We start from the raw sequence: 16,205 nt of genomic DNA on the forward strand, positions 1-16,205 counted from the left end.
AAAATGAAGCATCGCAGCTTTTTTTGCGCAAACGATGCCGGTAACGTTGTCAGCCGGCCAGTTTCATGTAGTTCACCCCGGCCGGCGAGCCCTGAGCGTGGTAAGGACGAAATAGTAACCCGGCGGAGATATCGCAAGCGCCGGGTGGCCGGGTATATTTGGGCATGACGCCTTCTGTTTCTTCGCCCATTCCGGCCGGACTGCTCGCCTATGGCATGTCCGGCAAGCTTTTTCACGCTCCTTTTCTACGTCTGCATCCCGGCTTCGAGCTGCGCTCGGTAGTGGAGCGTACCGAGCAGCGCATGGCTGCCGATTACCCGGCCATCAAAAGCTACCCGAGCACGCAAGCCCTGCTCGCCGACCCCAGCCTGGAGCTGGTAGTGGTAAATACGCCCAGCGACTCTCACCACGACCTGACGCGTCAGGCCCTGCTCGCCGGCAAGCATGTGCTCGTCGAAAAGCCGGTGGCTACTTCCGTGGCGCAGTGGCACGAGCTGGTGGCGCTGGCACGGCAGCAGGGCCGACAGCTGATGGCCTACCAGAATCGCCGCTGGGACACCGACTTTGGGGCCGTGCGCCGCGTGGTGGAGAGCGGCCAGCTGGGCCAGCTTATCGAGGTGCATTTTCGCTACGACCGCTTTCGGCCGGTGCTGCACACCAAGGTTTTCAAGGAAGATGGTCGCCCCGGCTCGGGCCTCGTGTTTGACCTGGGGCCGCACCTGCTCGACCAGGTTATTAGCTTGTTTGGCAAGCCTTTGTCGTTTGAGAAAACCATCGGGAGCTACCGGCGCGGCTCGCAGGTGCCCGACTTTTTTTCTATTCAGCTGCGCTATCCCCAGGGCCTGAACGTGTGGGTAACGGCCAGCCTGCTCGTAGCCGACGCCGGCCCGGCCTTCGTGCTCAATGGTACGCTGGGCAGCTACCGCAAGGAGCGCACCGACCCCCAGGAGCCGCAGCTGCTGGCCGGCATCAAGCCCGGCGACGAGGCGTATGGGCGCGAGCAGCCCGGCCAGGAAGGCCGCATGGTGCTGGCCGACCCCGCCGGTCACAACCACGTGCTGCCGCCCGTGGCCGACCCCGCCGCGCCCAGTACCTACCTGGGGCTCTTTGAGGCAGTGTATCAGACCATTCGCCACGGGCAGCCCTACCCAATTACGGATGAGCAGCTGACCTGGCAGCTCGAAATACTCGAAGCTTAGGAAGTCATTTGCTGGTGCCAGTCAGCAAGCGCCGGTCCTAAAGTCGGGAATGTAGCGGGCAGCCCGCTTCGTTCACTACTCAGTCAGTAAGATACTTTTCGTAAATAATTCGTATTCATAGAAATATTACAACTTTTAACCTTCTCCCACCCATGCTTACCAACGATACGCCGCGGCGTCTTTTTCTCAAACAAGCTGCCCTGGCCGGTGCCGGGGTGCTGGTAGCGCCGCACACGGCCTGGTCGGCCAGCAGCTATAAGCGTATTATCGGGGCCAACGACCGGGTGCGCGTGGGCGTGGTCGGCTTCTCCGACCGGCATCGCAGCTCGCACATTCCCAGCTTTATGAACCACTGCAAGGAGCTGAACTTTGAGGTGGTGGGCGTGTCGGATATCTGGAAAAAGCGCCGGGAGGAAGGGGCCGCCATCTGGAAGGAGAAGATGCAGCGCGACGTGGTGGCCTACCGCAATAACGAGGAGATGTACGGCAAAAAGGCGGTGGACGCCGTATTTATCAGCACCGCCGATTTCCAGCATGCGCTGCACGCCATCGAGGCCGTGCAGGCCGGCTGCGATGCCTACGTCGAGAAGCCCTTTGCCGAGACTATGGCCGACAACCGGGCGGCGCTCAAGGCCATCAAAGGGTCGAAGCAGATTGTGCAGATTGGCTCCCAGCGCCGCAGCGGCGACAACTACCGCGCGGCCGAAGCCTTTATCAAGTCGGGTAAGTTTGGCGACATTAAGATGGTGGAGCTGACCTGGAACGTAAACCAGCCCGGCCGCTGGCGCCGGCCCGAGCTGGTGCCCCAGCTCAAGGAAGCCGACACCGACTGGAAGCGCTACCTGATGAACCGGCCCGCCGAAGCGTTTGATGCGCGTAAATATCTGGAATTCCGACTTTTCTGGCCCTATTCTTCCGGCCTGGCCGGCCAGTGGATGAGCCACCAGATTGATACTGTGCACTGGTTTACGGGCTTGCAGCACCCGCGCAGCGTGGTGGCCAACGGCGGCATTTATATGTGGCAGGATGGTCGCCGCAACTGGGATACCCTCACGGCGGTGTTCGACTACGGCCCGGCCCAGGATATGGCCCACGGCTTCCAGGTCACGTTTGGCTCGCGCATGGACAATGGCGACGAGCATCCGGCCGAAATCTACTACTCTAATGGCGGCGAGCTGAACCTGAATACCAATACGATATCGCCCCGCGGCGGCCTCACCCAAAAGTTTGCCGAGGCTATGCACATGCAGCCGTTTTTGCTGCCCGAAACCAACCTGGGCAATGCCGAGGCCGTCATTGCCTCGGCCAATACCGGCGGCGATAAGCTGACTTCCAACCACGTGCGGAACTGGATGGAGTGCGTGCGCAGCCGCCAGACGCCCCACGCGCCGGTCGAGGCTGGCTACAGCCACTCCATTGCCACCATCATGACCAACGCGGCCGTGCATACCGGCCAGAAAGCCACCTTCGACGAGAAAACCCAGGAAGTAATGGTGGGCGGTAAAGTGTTTATGTATTAATTATATAATATATATGAAAAAAATAATATTATTCGGTGCTTTACTGGCTGCTGTAGTAGCTTGCTTGCCGGCCCAGGCTCAAAAGGCCGAGCCCGTGCGCGTGGTGAAGGCCGGTACGGGTAAAAAGATAGATGTGTACGTTGGCAAGCAGCTGTTTACCAGCTTTCTATACCCCGATTCGCTCGAAAAGCCGGTGCTTTACCCGCTGCGGCCGGCCGATGGCAAGGTGGTAACGCGGGGCTTTCCGCTTCAGCCCAAGGCAGGTGACCCGACCGACCACCCGCACCACATTGGGCTGTGGTTCAACTATGAGAACGTGAACGGCCTCGACTTCTGGAATAATTCATACGCTATTCCGAAGGAAAAGAAAAGCGCTTACGGCTGGATCAAAACCGACCGTATTCTCACTACCAGCAGCGGCCAGACCGGCGTGCTGGCCTACCATGCCAACTGGACCAACCAGGCCAATGAGGTGCTGCTCGAGGAAACTACCCGCTTCGAGTTTAGCGGCACCGGCCGGGCCCGCACTATCGACCGCGTGACGACACTGAAAGCCGTAGTACCCGTCACTTTCAACGACGCCAAGGATGGCTTGCTGGGCCTGCGCCTGGCTCACGAGCTGCAAATGCCCAGCACCCAGGACCAGAAATTTACCGATAGCAAAGGCATTGTAACGGTGGTGAAGGCCGGCACCGACCACGTACCCAACGGCAGCTACCTCACCAGCGCCGGCAAGCGCGGCAACGATGCCTGGAGCACGCGCGGCGTGTGGTGCAAGGTGTTTGGCAAGATGGGGGCCGACTCGGTCAGCATCGCCATTATCGACCATCCCGGCAACCCGAACTACCCAACCTTCTGGCACGCCCGCGGCTACGGGCTGTTTGCAGCCAACCCACTGGGCGAGAAGGTTTTTACCGAAGGAAAATCAGCCAAAAACCTGCGGCTGGAAAAAGGCGAATCCGCCACGTTTCGCTACCGCATTCTGATTGACGACGGTAGCAAAACGCTATCGAGCCACCAGCTGGACGAGGAAGCAGCGACATTTGCCAAGAAAAATACGGCCAGTAAGTAGATAGAAGTTAAGAGTGAAGAGTAAGGAATGGTTGGTAAGAGTAAGGAGTTAAAAACCTGAAGCTTACACAAATTATGAACTCTTCACTCTCAACTCTTCACTCTGTAGCTCTTCACACGGCTAGGAGTCTAAAATAGCCGCGTATTCGGCTTGGTTGCGCTGCACAAAGCCGGCCACAAACGGGCAGCTGGTGCGCACGCGCAGGTGCTGCTGCCGGGCGTAGGCCAGGCCGGCGCGGGCCAGCTCGTCGGCTACACCCTGGCCGCGCTGCCTTTCAGGCACAAAGGTGTGGGTGAAGTCGATAACGCCCGCAGCGGGCAGCGTGTAAGCCAGCTCGGCCGGGTCATCGGCCTGGCCAGTAGTAAATGATTGACTAACAAGGTCGTGGTGAATAGCCATGTGAATAGGGGAGCGGTACAAAGCGGGTAGTAGGAAGCCTGGTGTACGTAGCCGGGCCAAAAAATGCGGGGGCAATACTACGATTCAGCAACGCGAACCCGAAAAGATGAGTAAACACTACTCCGGGCCCGGCCCGGCTGTTTAGCGAACATCTTTCTTTCCCTCCCATGACTACCAATTCAGCTTCGACTTCGGCAGACGACGACAACCAATTGCCCGAGGGGCAACGCGCGAGCGCCGCACAGGCGCAGCTCAACCCCGATGAGGCCGCTACTCAGGCCCAGGCTGGCACGCCGCAATATGGAGACTTTGGCAAGCCCGAGTACACCGCGGCGGGCAATGCGCCCGGCACCGGGCGCAACGGCTCCAACGACAACCCCGACGAGTTCAGCGAGGTGCGTAAGCCCGAGGATGCTGCTAAAGCGCCAGCAAGCCCCGGTGACCAGCGCGGCCACACCACTCAAAATCAAAACCCCGCCGCCGTACACGCCGCCCGCCACGCCGATACCGATGTGCAACGCGCCGCCTGGGCTGACGATGACCCGCGCTATGCTGGCGGCAAGCCCGAGGCTACCTACCAGGACAACGACGACAAGGAACACGATAAAAACTAGCTTTTATGGCAACTGCCCCCAACCCGCCGCCGGCAACAACGAAAACCGTAAAGCTGCCGCTACGGCCACCACCGACGCGCAAGCCGACCTTTCCAATAACGCCCTTACTGCCACTGAGAAGGAATCGGATAGCTTCCTTGACCGCGAAACTGCCGGTCAGGTATTCGACGAAAACGACAGCGGCCAGCAGATGGCCGACCAGATGGATGACTCGATGCGCTCGGAAATACAGGCTCCGGTGGGTGCCGCGCCGGCCTCCGACGAGAATGTGCCCAGCGAGCTGTCGCGCCCCAGCGAGGCCAACTTTACACTGCCCGAAATGCAGCATCAGGGTAAAAACCTGACCGCTGAAGGCGACGCCGACTAAACCAGCTTCGTAACAAGTGCGCCTTCGAAAGAGCCTGTGACCTTAGGGACGCAGGCTCTTTTGCATCTAACCTGCTTCAGCTATGCCCGTACTACCACCCGTACTTCGCCGCGCCCTGCTTGAGCTGCCGCAAAAAGAGAAAGACCAGCTGCTGGCCCGCCTGGTAGCCCAGGATGCCTTGCTGACCGAGCAGCTGACTTACCGCCTGCTCGAAGGGCCTGATGCCCTGGCCGACCGTCGCGCTGCCCTGCGCAAGCAAGTAGATGACCCCGTGCGCGGCTACCACCAAACGCCTAACGACCTGCTCGTTATACTGCGGCAGCTGCAAGCGCGGCTGGCCTATCACGCCCGGATTACGCAAGATGCCTTTGGGGAAGTAGAGCTGAGCCTGCGCCTGCTGGCCAACGTATTTGAGCACCAGCCCGCGCTGGTGGCGCAGCTGCACGGCCCCACCCAGCCACTGCTTCAGCACCTGGTGCGCCGGGCGCAGGAAACGCTGAAGCAGGCTGAAAAGCTGCATCCCGATTATCATCTGGAGCTGGCCGCTACTACCAATACCGTGTTGGCCGGCTTGTTTGGCTCGGGTGCGGCGCCGCTGGCCCGCGAGGCTGGGCTGCCGTCTCGGTGGGGGTAGCTCAGGTGGCGGGCAAGCTAAGTGTAGCCCGTAAGTCAGCCCCAATCCCTACCAGCACGCCTGGGAAACAAGCCGACCCTTGCCCGCGTAAACAACCCGTTGGCTATCGACTGTCCGGTGCCCCTTTTGCTACTGCTCCCATGAAAACCATCGTTTTAGTTCTGCTTGGTGCTTGCCTGCTTTCAGCGCAAGCCGCTACGGCTGGCCGCCGGCCCAAGGCCCGCGACTTTGCCCACACCAACGACGCCAAAAACCACAGTGCCCACATGCGGTTTAGGCACAATCCTCATCCACTGCCTATGATAGATTTAAAAGCGCACAATGCCGGGAAATTCAGAACGGTACGCGCGAATAAGAATTATAAGTTTGAATAAGCAGTGATTGTAAAAAAGGCAGCCAGCCCCGGAGGCTGGCTGCCTTTTTTTTACGTAGATAAATAACCGGTCTGGGTGGTACTTTTACGAGTATTTGTTTTTGTGAATATTATCTGATTATATGAGATTACTTATTACCTTGTTATGGCTGGCTCTACTGGCTGGTGCCGGGGCAGTAATGGCAGCTCCGCCCACGTTGCCGGGCCGGCTGGTATTTAAGCTGCGGGCGGGCGGCGCTACCCCGACTGCCGAGCTTGATGCCGTGCGGGCGGCTTTGCAGTCGCTGCAGGCTACCGGCCTTACGCAAAAGTTTCCTCTTACCCTGCCTCCCAACCCCGAGCAGCCGGACGGCGTTGACCTGCGCCGCATATTTGAAATAACCGTGCCGCCTACGTTGAGCCTGGCTAAGGCGCGCGCCGTTCTGCTGGCCAGTGGCGTAGTGGAATACGTTGAGCCGCTTTATATTAGGCAGCCGCTATATCTACCCAATGACCCGCTTGCCGACTCTACTACCGGGGCCCAGTATTACCTGAAGCTGATTAATGCCTACCGGGCCTGGGACTTTACCAAGGGCGATACCAGCATGGTCATTGGCATGACGGATACCGGCATTCGTTACAGCCACGAAGACCTGCGCCACCAGGTGAAATATAATTATGCCGACCCTATCAATGGGAAAGATGACGATGGCGATGGCTACATCGACAATTTTCGGGGGTGGGATTTTGCCAATAATAATAACGACCCGCTCTACGAAGGCGTGGTGGCCCACGGCTCGCTAACCTCCGGGGTAGTGGCCGGGCAGGCCGACAATGGCAAGGGGATTGCCGGCGTAGGATTCCGGTGCAAGTTTTTGCCGCTGCAAATATTTTCTGACGTCGGGGTGGCGGCTTTTGGAGGGTATGAGGCCGTCGTGTATGCAGCCGACCACGGCTGCAAGGTTATTAATATGTCGTGGGGCGGGGCGGGTGGCTATTCAAGCTTCGAGCAGGATGTGTGCACGTATGCAGCCGTAAACCGCGATGCAGTGCTGGTAGCGGCGGCCGGTAACACGCCCAATGACCTCTTATTTTACCCTGCCTCCTACGACCACGTACTGTCGGTGTCGGCCACCGATGGTGCCGACGCGAAAGCCAGCTTTTCTACCTATAGCCACCGCGTAGACCTGGTGGCGCCGGGTATCAACATTTTCTCGACCTATGGCTGGAATGTGCAGCTGGCAGCCGATTCGGTAGATACCGATTACTGGCGCTCGTCGGGCACTTCTTTTTCTGCCCCGCAGGTGTCAGGAGCAGCCGCGCTGGTCCGGGTCAGGTTTCCGCAGCTCACGTCCGAGCAGGTAATGGCGCAGCTGCGTCAAACTGCCGATGCCAGTATCTACAGATTGCCGGCCAACGCAGCTTACCAGGGCTACCTGGGTACGGGCCGCCTGAACGTAGGGCGGGCAGTTGCCGCCCTCAACCAACGGGAAGCCCGGGTAGTGCGCAGTAGCATGCTGCCGCCCAGCGCCGCGGGGTATGCGCCCGGTGATACCTTTCAGCTGGTAGCCACGGTGCGCAACCTGCTATTGCCCATCAGCGGCCTCAAAGTAACCTTAACCTCGCTCTCACCTTACGTGGCTGTGCACCAGGGCCTGTTTGAGGCGGGCAGCCTGGCTACGCTGGCCGAAGCCGACAACAAGGCGCTGCCCTACTGGCTGACGGTAGCCGCTACCGGCATACCAGTGAATACAACGGCCACTTTACACTACCATCTTACGGCCGATAACGGCTACCAGTCAGACCAATATGTAGATGTTACCCTGAACCCGGACTATGTGCAGCTTAATGCTGGTGACCTCTCGCTGACCCTGACCAGCCGCGGTAGCCTGGCCTACGATGACCTTGCCGGTACAGTGGGCCAGGGCGTCAGCTACCGCAACAGCATGCCGTTGCTAAGTGAGGGGGACTGCTACTCGCTACTTCACCTACGCGCGTCTCAGACCGCCTGCGCAGCACCAACGGCGGGGCGCGCCAGTCGTTCTATACGTTGGCTCAGGTGAGGCGCCTGGCCCCCGGCCCCCGCGCCGACCAGGAGGCCTACAGCGTATTTCGCGACTCGCTGCCCGCTGCGCAGCAGCCACGCTCGGTGGGGGTACGTATCCGGCAGCATGGCCAAAGCTGGGGTGCGCCTGCTGCCCGTCGCAACGTTATTTTGCTCAGCTATTCTATACAAAACCTTACTGCCGACACCCTTAAGCCCCTGTATGCCGGCTTATTTACCGACTGGGACCTGCCTGGCGCCCCTGCCCGCAACGTAGCTCGCTGGGATTCGGTCAACCGCGTAGGCTATTGCTTCGACCCTATAGCCTCAGTCGTGTACACCGGCATTCAGGTTCTGGGTACTGGCCCGGCCGGCGTATACTCTATTGACAACCAGGCGCCCAAATCCAGCCCCATCTATTTTGGCGATGGTTTTAGCCCTGCCGAAAAATACCTGGCGCTCAGCGGGGGCTTCGGGCGGGCTCACCGCGAGGCCGGCACGCTGGCTGCCGGCACCGACGTGTCGCAGGTGGTAAGCACACTGCTGACCCGGCTGGCTCCCGGCGACTCCGCCACCGTAGCGTTTGCCGTGCTGGCTGCCCCCACGCTCGCCGAGCTACAAGCGGCGGCCCAGGCCGCCACTGCCACCTACCAGCAGGTATTGGCAGCTAGGCCGGCGGCCGGCCCGACCGCTTTCTGGAAGCTCTATCCTAACCCAACTAATGACCGGCTGCATATCGAACTGCCCATGACGCTGGGGCTGTTACGGCTCAGGTGTTCGACAATATGGGACAGCAGGTGCTGGCTGCCCCGTTGCGGGCCGGTGGCGGCGAGCTGAGGCTGGCAGGCCTGGCTCCCGGCCTGTACGTAGTGCGAATAGCCGGCACCAGCCTGGGGCAGCGGGTAGAACGCGAGTAGCTTCTGCTCGGGCCGGCAGCGACTCGTCTAAATATAAAAAGCCGAACTCGGGAGAGTTCGGCTTTTTTGCTGAAAATCAGCGCAAAACGAAGGGGCGAAAAACAGTTGGCTGGTGGTGGATGAGCCTAGCCAGGTGCAGGTTCCTGCTAACGAATAACACCCGTGCTTTTGACCAAGTACTTGTACTTAATTACTAGTAGCTGGCACCCGACTTCGTGGCTGCGCTGTCTTTCTTCATGCCTTTGTGGTGCATTTTCATGTCGCCTTTGCGGGGGCGGGTTGTGGCCTTCATTGTATTGCCGGCGGCGTCTTTGCCTTTCATTTTCATTTTGCCGTCGTCACCCACTTTGGTTTTAACAGTCATACCATCAGCTTTGGAGATGGTTTTATCGCCACCGTCTTTGGTAACCGTAGTGGGCGTGGTTTGCGCCTGGGTCGAAGCAGCTAAAAACAAGCAGAGTGCCAGTGCAGAAAAAAGAGTCTTTTTCATAATCAGAGGTAAAAAATGATGTGGCGGCTATACGCATATCCGTCGAGCTAAGTTTAGGCTGCCCCTCGCTGCCTAGGGCCGGCGGTTCACGGCGTTCAGGTCCTCAAAGGCTTGCTTGAGGCGCGTTACGAACGTTTTTTCGCCTTCGCGCAACCACACGCGGGGGTCGTAGTACTTCTTGTTGGGCGCGTCCGGGCCATTGGGGTTGCCAATCTGGCCTTGTAGGAAGCCTTCGTTTTTCACGTAGTACTTCTGAATACCTTCCCAGAAAGCCCACTGCAAATCAGTATCAATATTCATCTTGATAGCACCGTAGCTGATAGCTTCCCGGATTTCCTCCTGGCTCGAGCCTGAGCCCCCGTGAAACACAAAATCAATGGGCAAGGCCTCGACTATATTGTGCTTCTGACGCAAATGTTCTTGCGAATTGTGCAGAATCCTGGGTTGCAGCTTCACGTTGCCCGGCTTGTACACGCCGTGCACGTTGCCAAAAGCCGCCGCGATGGTAAAGCGCGGGCTTATTTCGCTGAGCTTCTCATAGGCATACGCTACTTCCTCGGGCTGCGTGTAGAGCTTGGCGCTATCCACATCCGAGTTGTCGACGCCATCTTCCTCCCCGCCGGTTACGCCCAGCTCAATTTCCAGCGTCATGCCGATTTTGGCCATGCGCGCCAGGTATTTCTGGCAAATTTCGATGTTCTCCTCAATCGGCTCTTCCGACAGGTCGAGCATGTGCGAGCTGTACAAGGGCTGGCCATGCTCGGCAAAAAACTTCTCGCCGGCCTCCAGCAAGCCATCAATCCAGGGAAGGAGCTTTTTAGCGGCGTGGTCGGTATGCAGAATTACGGGCACGCCATAGGCTTGCGCCATCAGATGCACGTGCTGCGCGCCCGAGATGCCGCCCGCGATGCTGGCCTGCTGCTTGTCGTTGGCCAGGCCCTTACCGGCGAAAAACTGAGCGCCACCGTTGGAGAACTGAATGATTACCGGCGAGTTGAGGTCGCGGGCCGTTTCAAGCACGGCATTCACGGTATCGGTGCCGGTTACGTTCACGGCGGGCAGGGCATAGCCGTTGGCCTTCGCGTGTTGGAAAAGGGCCTGCACTTCGTCGCCGTGCAGCACGCCGGCCCGCAGGCCGGTCAGGGTGGATGTTGCCATGTTTGGAAAGGCGCGGCGCTAAGGGTACCGCGCTGCAAAGAAAACAGCCAGCCGCTGTTTTGGCATCAAGCCCTGTAATCCGGTGCCGAAGTCTGCTGCGCCGTGGCTGCAAGCCAGTACTTGCAGCTAAGGCGTAGGGTACGAATAAAATCAAGCAGCATTAGCTTCATGCTTAGCAGCTGATTCCAGGTAATATACAACCTCATCAATGGTAAGCCGGCCCCTGGAGTATAAATCCAGCGCCTGTTGCTGAGAGGGTTTTACCAGAAATGGAATACCGTTGGTATAAGAAATAATGGCTGCTACAAGTCGTTGGCGGCTCTGCTCAGTAGCAGAAGAAGAAACTTGCAAGGGTTGAATAGAGCGGGTGGGAAAGTTCATAAGTTAAAGTTAGCACCCGCGTTGGAGTTTTCTGTGCTGGTTTTGTGCAATTATTTTAAATTTTATCGGCCATGGTTTCGCTTCAGCCGGTAAGTACATCGCCGATAGGCGCTTTGCCTCAGGCCATGGCCCCAAATGAGACTGCGACTTGCCATGTCAAGCGCGAAAAAACCAGAACCTGGCGGGTAGGTGCCAGGGCATACCCGTTACCGGCGCAGTGTGCCGGCAGCCTGCCTGACATAGCACCAGTCCCGAGGCAACGATAGCTCAACTGTCAACCTTAACGCAAGAGTAATTCACTGGTAATTACCCCGGTTTTTAGGGCTGGTACCTTTACATGGTAATTGAGGTTCGCCATATGCAATAAATTAATTAATTTACTTTTCAAGCACGCTAGTTAAAGCTATGCCCTTTAGGGCAAGACTTTAGTTGCTACTCACTTCTAGGCGCTTGGTAGCTTTGTAAGATGAAGCAGCGAACAGGCAGCCATTCGGTTCACAAGCTGGAAGTGCATCTGGTGTGGAGCACCAAATACCGCTATCAGGTGCTGACGGGTGATGTACAACTGCGCTGCCGAGACCTGTTGCGTCAAACGTGTAATGCGTTGGATGTACGCATTTTGAAAGGGGTAGTAAGCAAGGACCATATTCATTTGCATGTCTCGTATCCGCCTTCGCTAGCGCTGAGCGAGTTGATGCGCCGGCTGAAAGGGCGCAGTGCTAAGTTGTTGCTGCAAGAGTTTCCCGAGTTGAAGCGCCGGTACTGGGGCGGTCATTTCTGGGGCATTGGCTATGGTGCCTGGAGCGTGGGGAACATCACGGACGAGCTATTGGAAGCGTACTTGAACCATCACAAAGACCAGCCCAATGGGGACGAGAATTTTATTCTGGAATAGCCCACTTGTAGTGGGGGCTTTCAGTCGGCTTTAGCCGAAACCAGCGAATTTCATTCGCAAACCAAACCTATGGACTTACAGTCCATAGTCGTTTAGTATCGGGTATGGTATCTTATTTACTGTCAGCTTTATTCAGCGTATTGATAACGTTTGTCAGTTGCGCCCAAGCCATACCGGCCGCGTCTGGTCTGGTTTCCAATGCAGTCAGCAGTGCTGGTTCAGTAGCTGGCCAGGAAGCAGCTCCCGTTCTGATATATGCCGACCAAATGCCCACTTTCGTGGGAGGCGAGCAGGCCCTGCATCATTACCTGGCCACGAAACTCGTTTATCCTGTCGAGTCCTTCCGGCGCGGGCAGTCCGGCTCGGTAGTTGTGCAGTTTATTGTGGATGAGCAGGGGCGCATACTCGACCCAGTCGTGCTTAAGACAAGCAACGCAGACTTTGCCGAAGAGGCTATTCGCTTAGTGCGACTCATGCCTTGGTGGACTCCCGGCCAGCAGGAAGGGAAAGCCGTGCGGGTGCGCTGTACCCTGCCTATTCTCTTTTCCTTTAAGCGGGGAAACTGACTGGATGTTCTACCTGCGCCTTAGTAGTGCAACTGGCCGCCTGGCACTACACTGCCAGGCGGGCCGACCAGAGCAGTAAGCGAGTAGCGCACCGCCAGCCTCGGGGTAGAATATTCATATTTAATTATATTATAAAAAAGGACCTCACATGCATGTGAGGTCCTTTTGGTGGTCGCGTTAGGAATCGAACCTAAATCTAGAGCTTCGGAGGCTCCTATACTATCCGTTGTACTACGCGACCTGTTGCGGGGCTGCAAAAGTAGCCACAAAAGCCGGGGTAGCCAAACGTAGGACGGTTTTTATCCCGCTTGCGGCCCAAGCGAAGCATTCAGGCGGCAATTCGGGGGCTAAATTACTTAACTGGCGATGCCGCAGTGCGTCACTACCTAGCTAAAGCCTAATACCGGATGCGGCTGATAGGGCTCTTCAAGGCGTTTTATCTCCTCTGCTGAGAGCTTTACATCTACTGCGGCCACGGCGTCTTCGAGGTGGCCGGGCTTGCTGGCACCCACGATAGGGGAAGTGATAACGGGCTTACTCAGCATCCAGGCCAGAGCAATCTGGGCGTTGGGCAGGCCACGCTCCTGGGCAATTTCCGTCACGCGGTCGGCCACTGCAAAATCATCGTCGCGGCCGTAGAGGCTTTTGCCAAAGTTGTCCGTCTTGGCTCGCTCGGTTTCGTTGCGCTCCTTCGAGCGCCCGCCCGTGAGCAGCCCGCGCGCCAGCGGCGACCACGGAATAACGCCAATTTTCTGGTCCTGGCACAGCGGCAGCATTTCGCGCTCCTCCTCGCGGTACACGAGGTTGTAGTGCGGCTGCATACTCACGAAGCGCGTCCAGTTGTGCAGGTCGGCCAGGTACAGCGCCTGGGCAAACTGCCAGCTGAACATCGATGATGCCCGATGTAGCGGGCCTTGCCGGCCTTCACCACGTCGTGCAGTGCCTCCAGTGTCTCCTCAATGGGCGTAGTATAATCCCAGCGATGTATCTGGTAAAGGTCTACGTAGTCGGTGCCCAGTCGCCGGAGGCTAGCGTCGATGGCACTCATAATGTGCTTACGCGAGAGGCCTTTATCGTTCGGCCCTGGCCCCATCGGGTTGAAGACCTTGGTAGCCAGTACCAGCTCGTCGCGCTTGGCGAAGTCGCGCAGGGCACGCCCTACTACTTCCTCACTTGCGCCGTTGGAGTACACATCGGCCGTGTCGAAGAAGTTGATGCCTAATTCCAGCGCTTTTTGAATGAAAGGCCGGCTGGCTTCTTCATTCAGGGCCCAGGGCCAGCGCTCGGTGGGCGTGCCGTAGGTCATGGTGCCCAGGCAGATTTTAGAAACCTGTAAGCCAGTGTTTCCTAAGCGGGTAAATTCCATTGGACAAGGAAATAGGTAGGTAGATTAGCCGATTGCTGAAGCACGTCATGCTAAATGCAGGGAAGCATGACGTGCTTTTTAGGGGGTTATAACATAAAAAAGCCCGCCCAGGTTACCGGACGAGCTTTTTATAATATTTATTTTTCGCTATATTACGCAGCGGCCAGTACTTCCTTCACGCGGGCGGCGGCATCTTTCAGCAGCACGGCCGACTTCACCTGCAGGCCGCTCTCATCGATGATGCGGGCGCCTTCCTCCGCGTTGGTGCCTTGCAGGCGCACGATGATGGGCACGCGGATGTCACCGATTTTCTTGTAGGCTTCCACTACGCCGTTGGCCACGCGGTCGCAGCGCACAATGCCGCCGAAGATGTTGATGAGGATGGCCTTCACGTTCGGGTCTTTCAGGATGATGCGGAAGCCCGCCTCTACCGTCTGGGCGTTGGCTCCACCCCCGACGTCGAGGAAGTTAGCGGGCTCGCCGCCGCTCAGCTTGATGATGTCCATCGTGGCCATGGCCAGGCCCGCGCCGTTTACCATGCAGCCCACGTTGCCGTCGAGTTTCACGTAGTTCAGGTTCGAAGCTGAGGCCTCCACTTCCAGCGGGTCTTCCTCGTTGAGGTCGCGCAGGGCTACGAAGTCCTTGTGGCGGTAGAGGGCGTTGTCGTCCAGGGTCACCTTGGCGTCAACGGCCAGAATCTTATTGTCCGACGTCTTCAGCACCGGGTTAATCTCGAACATGGCCGAGTCGGTTTCATCGTAGGCCTTGTACAAGGCCGTCACGAACTTCACCATTTCCTTGAAGGCATCGCCCGAGAGGCCAAGGCCAAAGGCAATTTTGCGCGCCTGAAAGCCTTGCAGGCCCACGGCGGGGTCTACAAACTCCTTATGGATTTTTTCGGGGTGCGACTCGGCAACCTCCTCGATATCCATGCCGCCCTCGGTGGTGTAGATAATGACATTTTTGCCGCTGGTGCGGTCGAGCAGTACGCTCATGTAGTACTCCTTGGTAGGGCTTTCGCCGGGGTAGTATACATCCTGGGCGATGAGCACCTTGTGCACCTTGCGGCCTTCGGCGCCGGTCTGCTTGGTCACGAGCTGCATGCCGAGAATCTGGCCGGCGATGTCTTTTACCTGCTCCAGATTTTTAGCGAGCTTCACTCCGCCGCCCTTGCCCCGGCCGCCGGCATGAATCTGGGCCTTGATAACGTACCAGCTGGTGCCGGTTTGCTCGGTGAGCTTTTTGGCGGCTTCTACGGCTTCTTCGGCGGTGTCGGCCGTAATGCCTTCCTGCACGCGCACGCCGTACTTTTTCAGAATTTCCTTGCCTTGATACTCGTGAATGTTCATCGGAGGGGTAGGGGTGATGCTAATTACTGGCGCGAAGGTAGGGCCGGAAGGAGTAATGGGAGTAATTTGAGTAAGGGGAGTAAAGCCGTGCAAATAATAGCCATGACATTACCCTCCTTACTCATTATGCCAACGCCCGGCCCCCTTTCCGCGTAGCTTTGCCCTGATACTATATTATTTTCTTTCGTTCGCTTTGCTGCAAGCTATTAACCTCCGTAAAAGCTACAACTCGCTGGAAGTGCTCAAAGGCATCGACCTTACTATTCAGCGGGCCGAGATTGTGAGTATCGTGGGGTCGTCGGGCGCCGGAAAAAGCACGTTGCTGCATATTCTGGGCACCCTGGACAACCCCGACTCGGGTGAGGTGCTCTTCGATGGCGAGTCGGTTACCAGCCTGGGCCGCACCTCGCTGGCCAGGTTTCGCAACCGCCATATCGGCTTCGTGTTTCAGTTTCACAACCTGCTGCCTGAGTTTACGGCCATTGAAAACGTGTGCCTGCCCGCTTACCTGGCCGACCGCTCCGAAAAAGAGGTGCGCGTGCGGGCCCGCGAGCTGCTCGGCCTGCTCAACCTCGACCACCGGGTCGACCACAAGCCCAGCGAGATGAGCGGTGGCGAGCAGCAGCGCGTGTCGGTGGCCCGCGCCCTTATCAACTCGCCCGAAATTATTTTCGCCGACGAGCCCAGCGGCAACCTCGACTCGAAAAACGCCCAGGAGCTGCACGAGCTGTTTTTCTGGCTCCGCAAGGAGTTTGGCCAAACGTTTGTCATTGTAACCCACAACGATACACTGGCCCAGATGGCCGACCGCACCATTGTGATGCGCGACGGCCATATTCTGGAGGAGTAGCGGGTAGAAAGCCAAAAAAGAACGTCATGCTT

Annotated in this window: 20 protein-coding genes and 1 tRNA gene; 13 read left to right on the top strand and 8 right to left on the bottom strand. The window is 57.9% G+C overall.

The annotated features are described in order from the left end of the window. Nucleotides 1-164: 164 nt before the first annotated feature. From GKZ67_RS03825 to GKZ67_RS03835, 3 genes are all read left to right on the top strand, one after another. Complete coding sequence (locus GKZ67_RS03825; RefSeq protein WP_173241226.1) at nucleotides 165-1,199, top strand: Gfo/Idh/MocA family oxidoreductase; 1,035 nt, start codon at nucleotides 165-167, stop codon at nucleotides 1,197-1,199. A gap of 152 nt (nucleotides 1,200-1,351) precedes the next feature. After that, nucleotides 1,352-2,719 carry a Gfo/Idh/MocA family protein gene (locus tag GKZ67_RS03830; RefSeq protein WP_173241227.1) on the top strand — a complete coding sequence of 456 codons (1,368 nt, stop codon included), beginning with the start codon at nucleotides 1,352-1,354 and terminating at the stop codon, nucleotides 2,717-2,719. Nucleotides 2,720-2,732: 13 nt separating this feature from the next. After that, nucleotides 2,733-3,791, top strand: coding sequence for a PmoA family protein (locus GKZ67_RS03835; RefSeq protein WP_173241228.1), 1,059 nt, complete (start codon nucleotides 2,733-2,735; stop codon nucleotides 3,789-3,791). Between the two features lie 120 nt (nucleotides 3,792-3,911). On the opposite strand, the gene GKZ67_RS03840 is transcribed toward GKZ67_RS03835, so the two are convergent. Continuing rightward, nucleotides 3,912-4,211: a GNAT family N-acetyltransferase gene (locus tag GKZ67_RS03840; protein WP_254245045.1), complete on the bottom strand. Its 300-nt coding sequence runs from the start codon at nucleotides 4,209-4,211 to the stop codon at nucleotides 3,912-3,914. A gap of 146 nt (nucleotides 4,212-4,357) precedes the next feature. On the opposite strand from GKZ67_RS03840, the gene GKZ67_RS03845 reads away from it, so the two are divergent. From GKZ67_RS03845 to GKZ67_RS24960, 7 genes are all read left to right on the top strand, one after another. After that, nucleotides 4,358-4,804 carry a hypothetical protein gene (locus GKZ67_RS03845; protein WP_173241229.1) on the top strand — a complete coding sequence of 149 codons (447 nt, stop codon included), beginning with the start codon at nucleotides 4,358-4,360 and terminating at the stop codon, nucleotides 4,802-4,804. Further along, nucleotides 4,701-5,171 (top strand): hypothetical protein, encoded by a 471-nt coding sequence (locus tag GKZ67_RS03850; protein WP_173241230.1) that lies wholly within the window; start codon nucleotides 4,701-4,703, stop codon nucleotides 5,169-5,171. The genes GKZ67_RS03845 and GKZ67_RS03850 overlap by 104 nt, the downstream gene beginning before the upstream one ends. Before the next feature lie 82 nt (nucleotides 5,172-5,253). Continuing rightward, on the top strand, nucleotides 5,254-5,805 hold the full coding sequence (locus GKZ67_RS03855) for a hypothetical protein (protein WP_173241231.1): 552 nt from the start codon (nucleotides 5,254-5,256) through the stop codon (nucleotides 5,803-5,805). 140 nt (nucleotides 5,806-5,945) lie between these two features. After that, nucleotides 5,946-6,179 (top strand): hypothetical protein, encoded by a 234-nt coding sequence (locus GKZ67_RS03860; RefSeq protein WP_173241232.1) that lies wholly within the window; start codon nucleotides 5,946-5,948, stop codon nucleotides 6,177-6,179. Nucleotides 6,180-6,300: 121 nt separating this feature from the next. Beyond that, nucleotides 6,301-8,220, top strand: a complete 1,920-nt coding sequence (locus GKZ67_RS03865; RefSeq protein WP_173241233.1) for a S8 family serine peptidase — start codon at nucleotides 6,301-6,303, stop codon at nucleotides 8,218-8,220. Continuing rightward, nucleotides 8,208-9,038 (top strand): hypothetical protein, encoded by an 831-nt coding sequence (locus GKZ67_RS03870; RefSeq protein ID WP_173241234.1) that lies wholly within the window; start codon nucleotides 8,208-8,210, stop codon nucleotides 9,036-9,038. Before GKZ67_RS03865 ends, GKZ67_RS03870 begins: the two co-directional genes overlap by 13 nt. Beyond that, on the top strand, nucleotides 8,987-9,118 hold the full coding sequence (locus GKZ67_RS24960; RefSeq protein ID WP_173241235.1) for a hypothetical protein: 132 nt from the start codon (nucleotides 8,987-8,989) through the stop codon (nucleotides 9,116-9,118). The genes GKZ67_RS03870 and GKZ67_RS24960 overlap by 52 nt, the downstream gene beginning before the upstream one ends. Nucleotides 9,119-9,311: 193 nt before the next feature. Here GKZ67_RS24960 and GKZ67_RS03880 read toward each other — a convergent pair whose 3' ends face one another. The 3 genes from GKZ67_RS03880 to GKZ67_RS03890 form a co-directional block, all read right to left on the bottom strand. Continuing rightward, on the bottom strand, nucleotides 9,312-9,608 hold the full coding sequence (locus GKZ67_RS03880) for a hypothetical protein (protein ID WP_173241236.1): 297 nt from the start codon (nucleotides 9,606-9,608) through the stop codon (nucleotides 9,312-9,314). 72 nt (nucleotides 9,609-9,680) lie between these two features. Then, on the bottom strand, nucleotides 9,681-10,766 hold the full coding sequence (gene fbaA, locus GKZ67_RS03885; RefSeq protein ID WP_173241237.1) for a class II fructose-bisphosphate aldolase: 1,086 nt from the start codon (nucleotides 10,764-10,766) through the stop codon (nucleotides 9,681-9,683). A 150-nt stretch (nucleotides 10,767-10,916) separates the two neighbouring features. Continuing rightward, nucleotides 10,917-11,147, bottom strand: a complete 231-nt coding sequence (locus GKZ67_RS03890; protein ID WP_173241238.1) for a hypothetical protein — start codon at nucleotides 11,145-11,147, stop codon at nucleotides 10,917-10,919. A 466-nt stretch (nucleotides 11,148-11,613) separates the two neighbouring features. Between GKZ67_RS03890 and tnpA the strand changes: the two genes are divergently transcribed. Next, nucleotides 11,614-12,042: an IS200/IS605 family transposase gene (gene tnpA, locus GKZ67_RS03895; RefSeq protein ID WP_173241239.1), complete on the top strand. Its 429-nt coding sequence runs from the start codon at nucleotides 11,614-11,616 to the stop codon at nucleotides 12,040-12,042. A 266-nt stretch (nucleotides 12,043-12,308) separates the two neighbouring features. Then, nucleotides 12,309-12,608, top strand: coding sequence for an energy transducer TonB (locus tag GKZ67_RS03900; RefSeq protein WP_173241240.1), 300 nt, complete (start codon nucleotides 12,309-12,311; stop codon nucleotides 12,606-12,608). A gap of 166 nt (nucleotides 12,609-12,774) precedes the next feature. On the opposite strand, the gene GKZ67_RS03905 is transcribed toward GKZ67_RS03900, so the two are convergent. From GKZ67_RS03905 to sucC, 4 genes are all read right to left on the bottom strand, one after another. Beyond that, nucleotides 12,775-12,849: transfer RNA gene (locus GKZ67_RS03905), tRNA-Arg, on the bottom strand. A gap of 145 nt (nucleotides 12,850-12,994) precedes the next feature. After that, nucleotides 12,995-13,498 carry an aldo/keto reductase gene (locus GKZ67_RS24320; RefSeq protein ID WP_317172225.1) on the bottom strand — a complete coding sequence of 168 codons (504 nt, stop codon included), beginning with the start codon at nucleotides 13,496-13,498 and terminating at the stop codon, nucleotides 12,995-12,997. After that, nucleotides 13,432-13,914, bottom strand: a complete 483-nt coding sequence (locus tag GKZ67_RS24325; RefSeq protein ID WP_317172226.1) for an aldo/keto reductase — start codon at nucleotides 13,912-13,914, stop codon at nucleotides 13,432-13,434. Before GKZ67_RS24325 ends, GKZ67_RS24320 begins: the two co-directional genes overlap by 67 nt. A 212-nt stretch (nucleotides 13,915-14,126) precedes the next feature. After that, nucleotides 14,127-15,323 (bottom strand): ADP-forming succinate--CoA ligase subunit beta, encoded by a 1,197-nt coding sequence (gene sucC, locus GKZ67_RS03915; RefSeq protein WP_173241241.1) that lies wholly within the window; start codon nucleotides 15,321-15,323, stop codon nucleotides 14,127-14,129. Nucleotides 15,324-15,516: 193 nt separating this feature from the next. Here sucC and GKZ67_RS03920 point away from each other — a divergent pair, with 193 nt between their 5' ends. Then, nucleotides 15,517-16,173, top strand: coding sequence for an ABC transporter ATP-binding protein (locus GKZ67_RS03920; protein WP_151087942.1), 657 nt, complete (start codon nucleotides 15,517-15,519; stop codon nucleotides 16,171-16,173). The last annotated feature ends 32 nt before the right edge of the window (nucleotides 16,174-16,205 follow it).

It is taken from the genome of Hymenobacter sp. BRD67, assembly GCF_013256425.1.
Lineage (GTDB): Bacteria > Bacteroidota > Bacteroidia > Cytophagales > Hymenobacteraceae > Hymenobacter.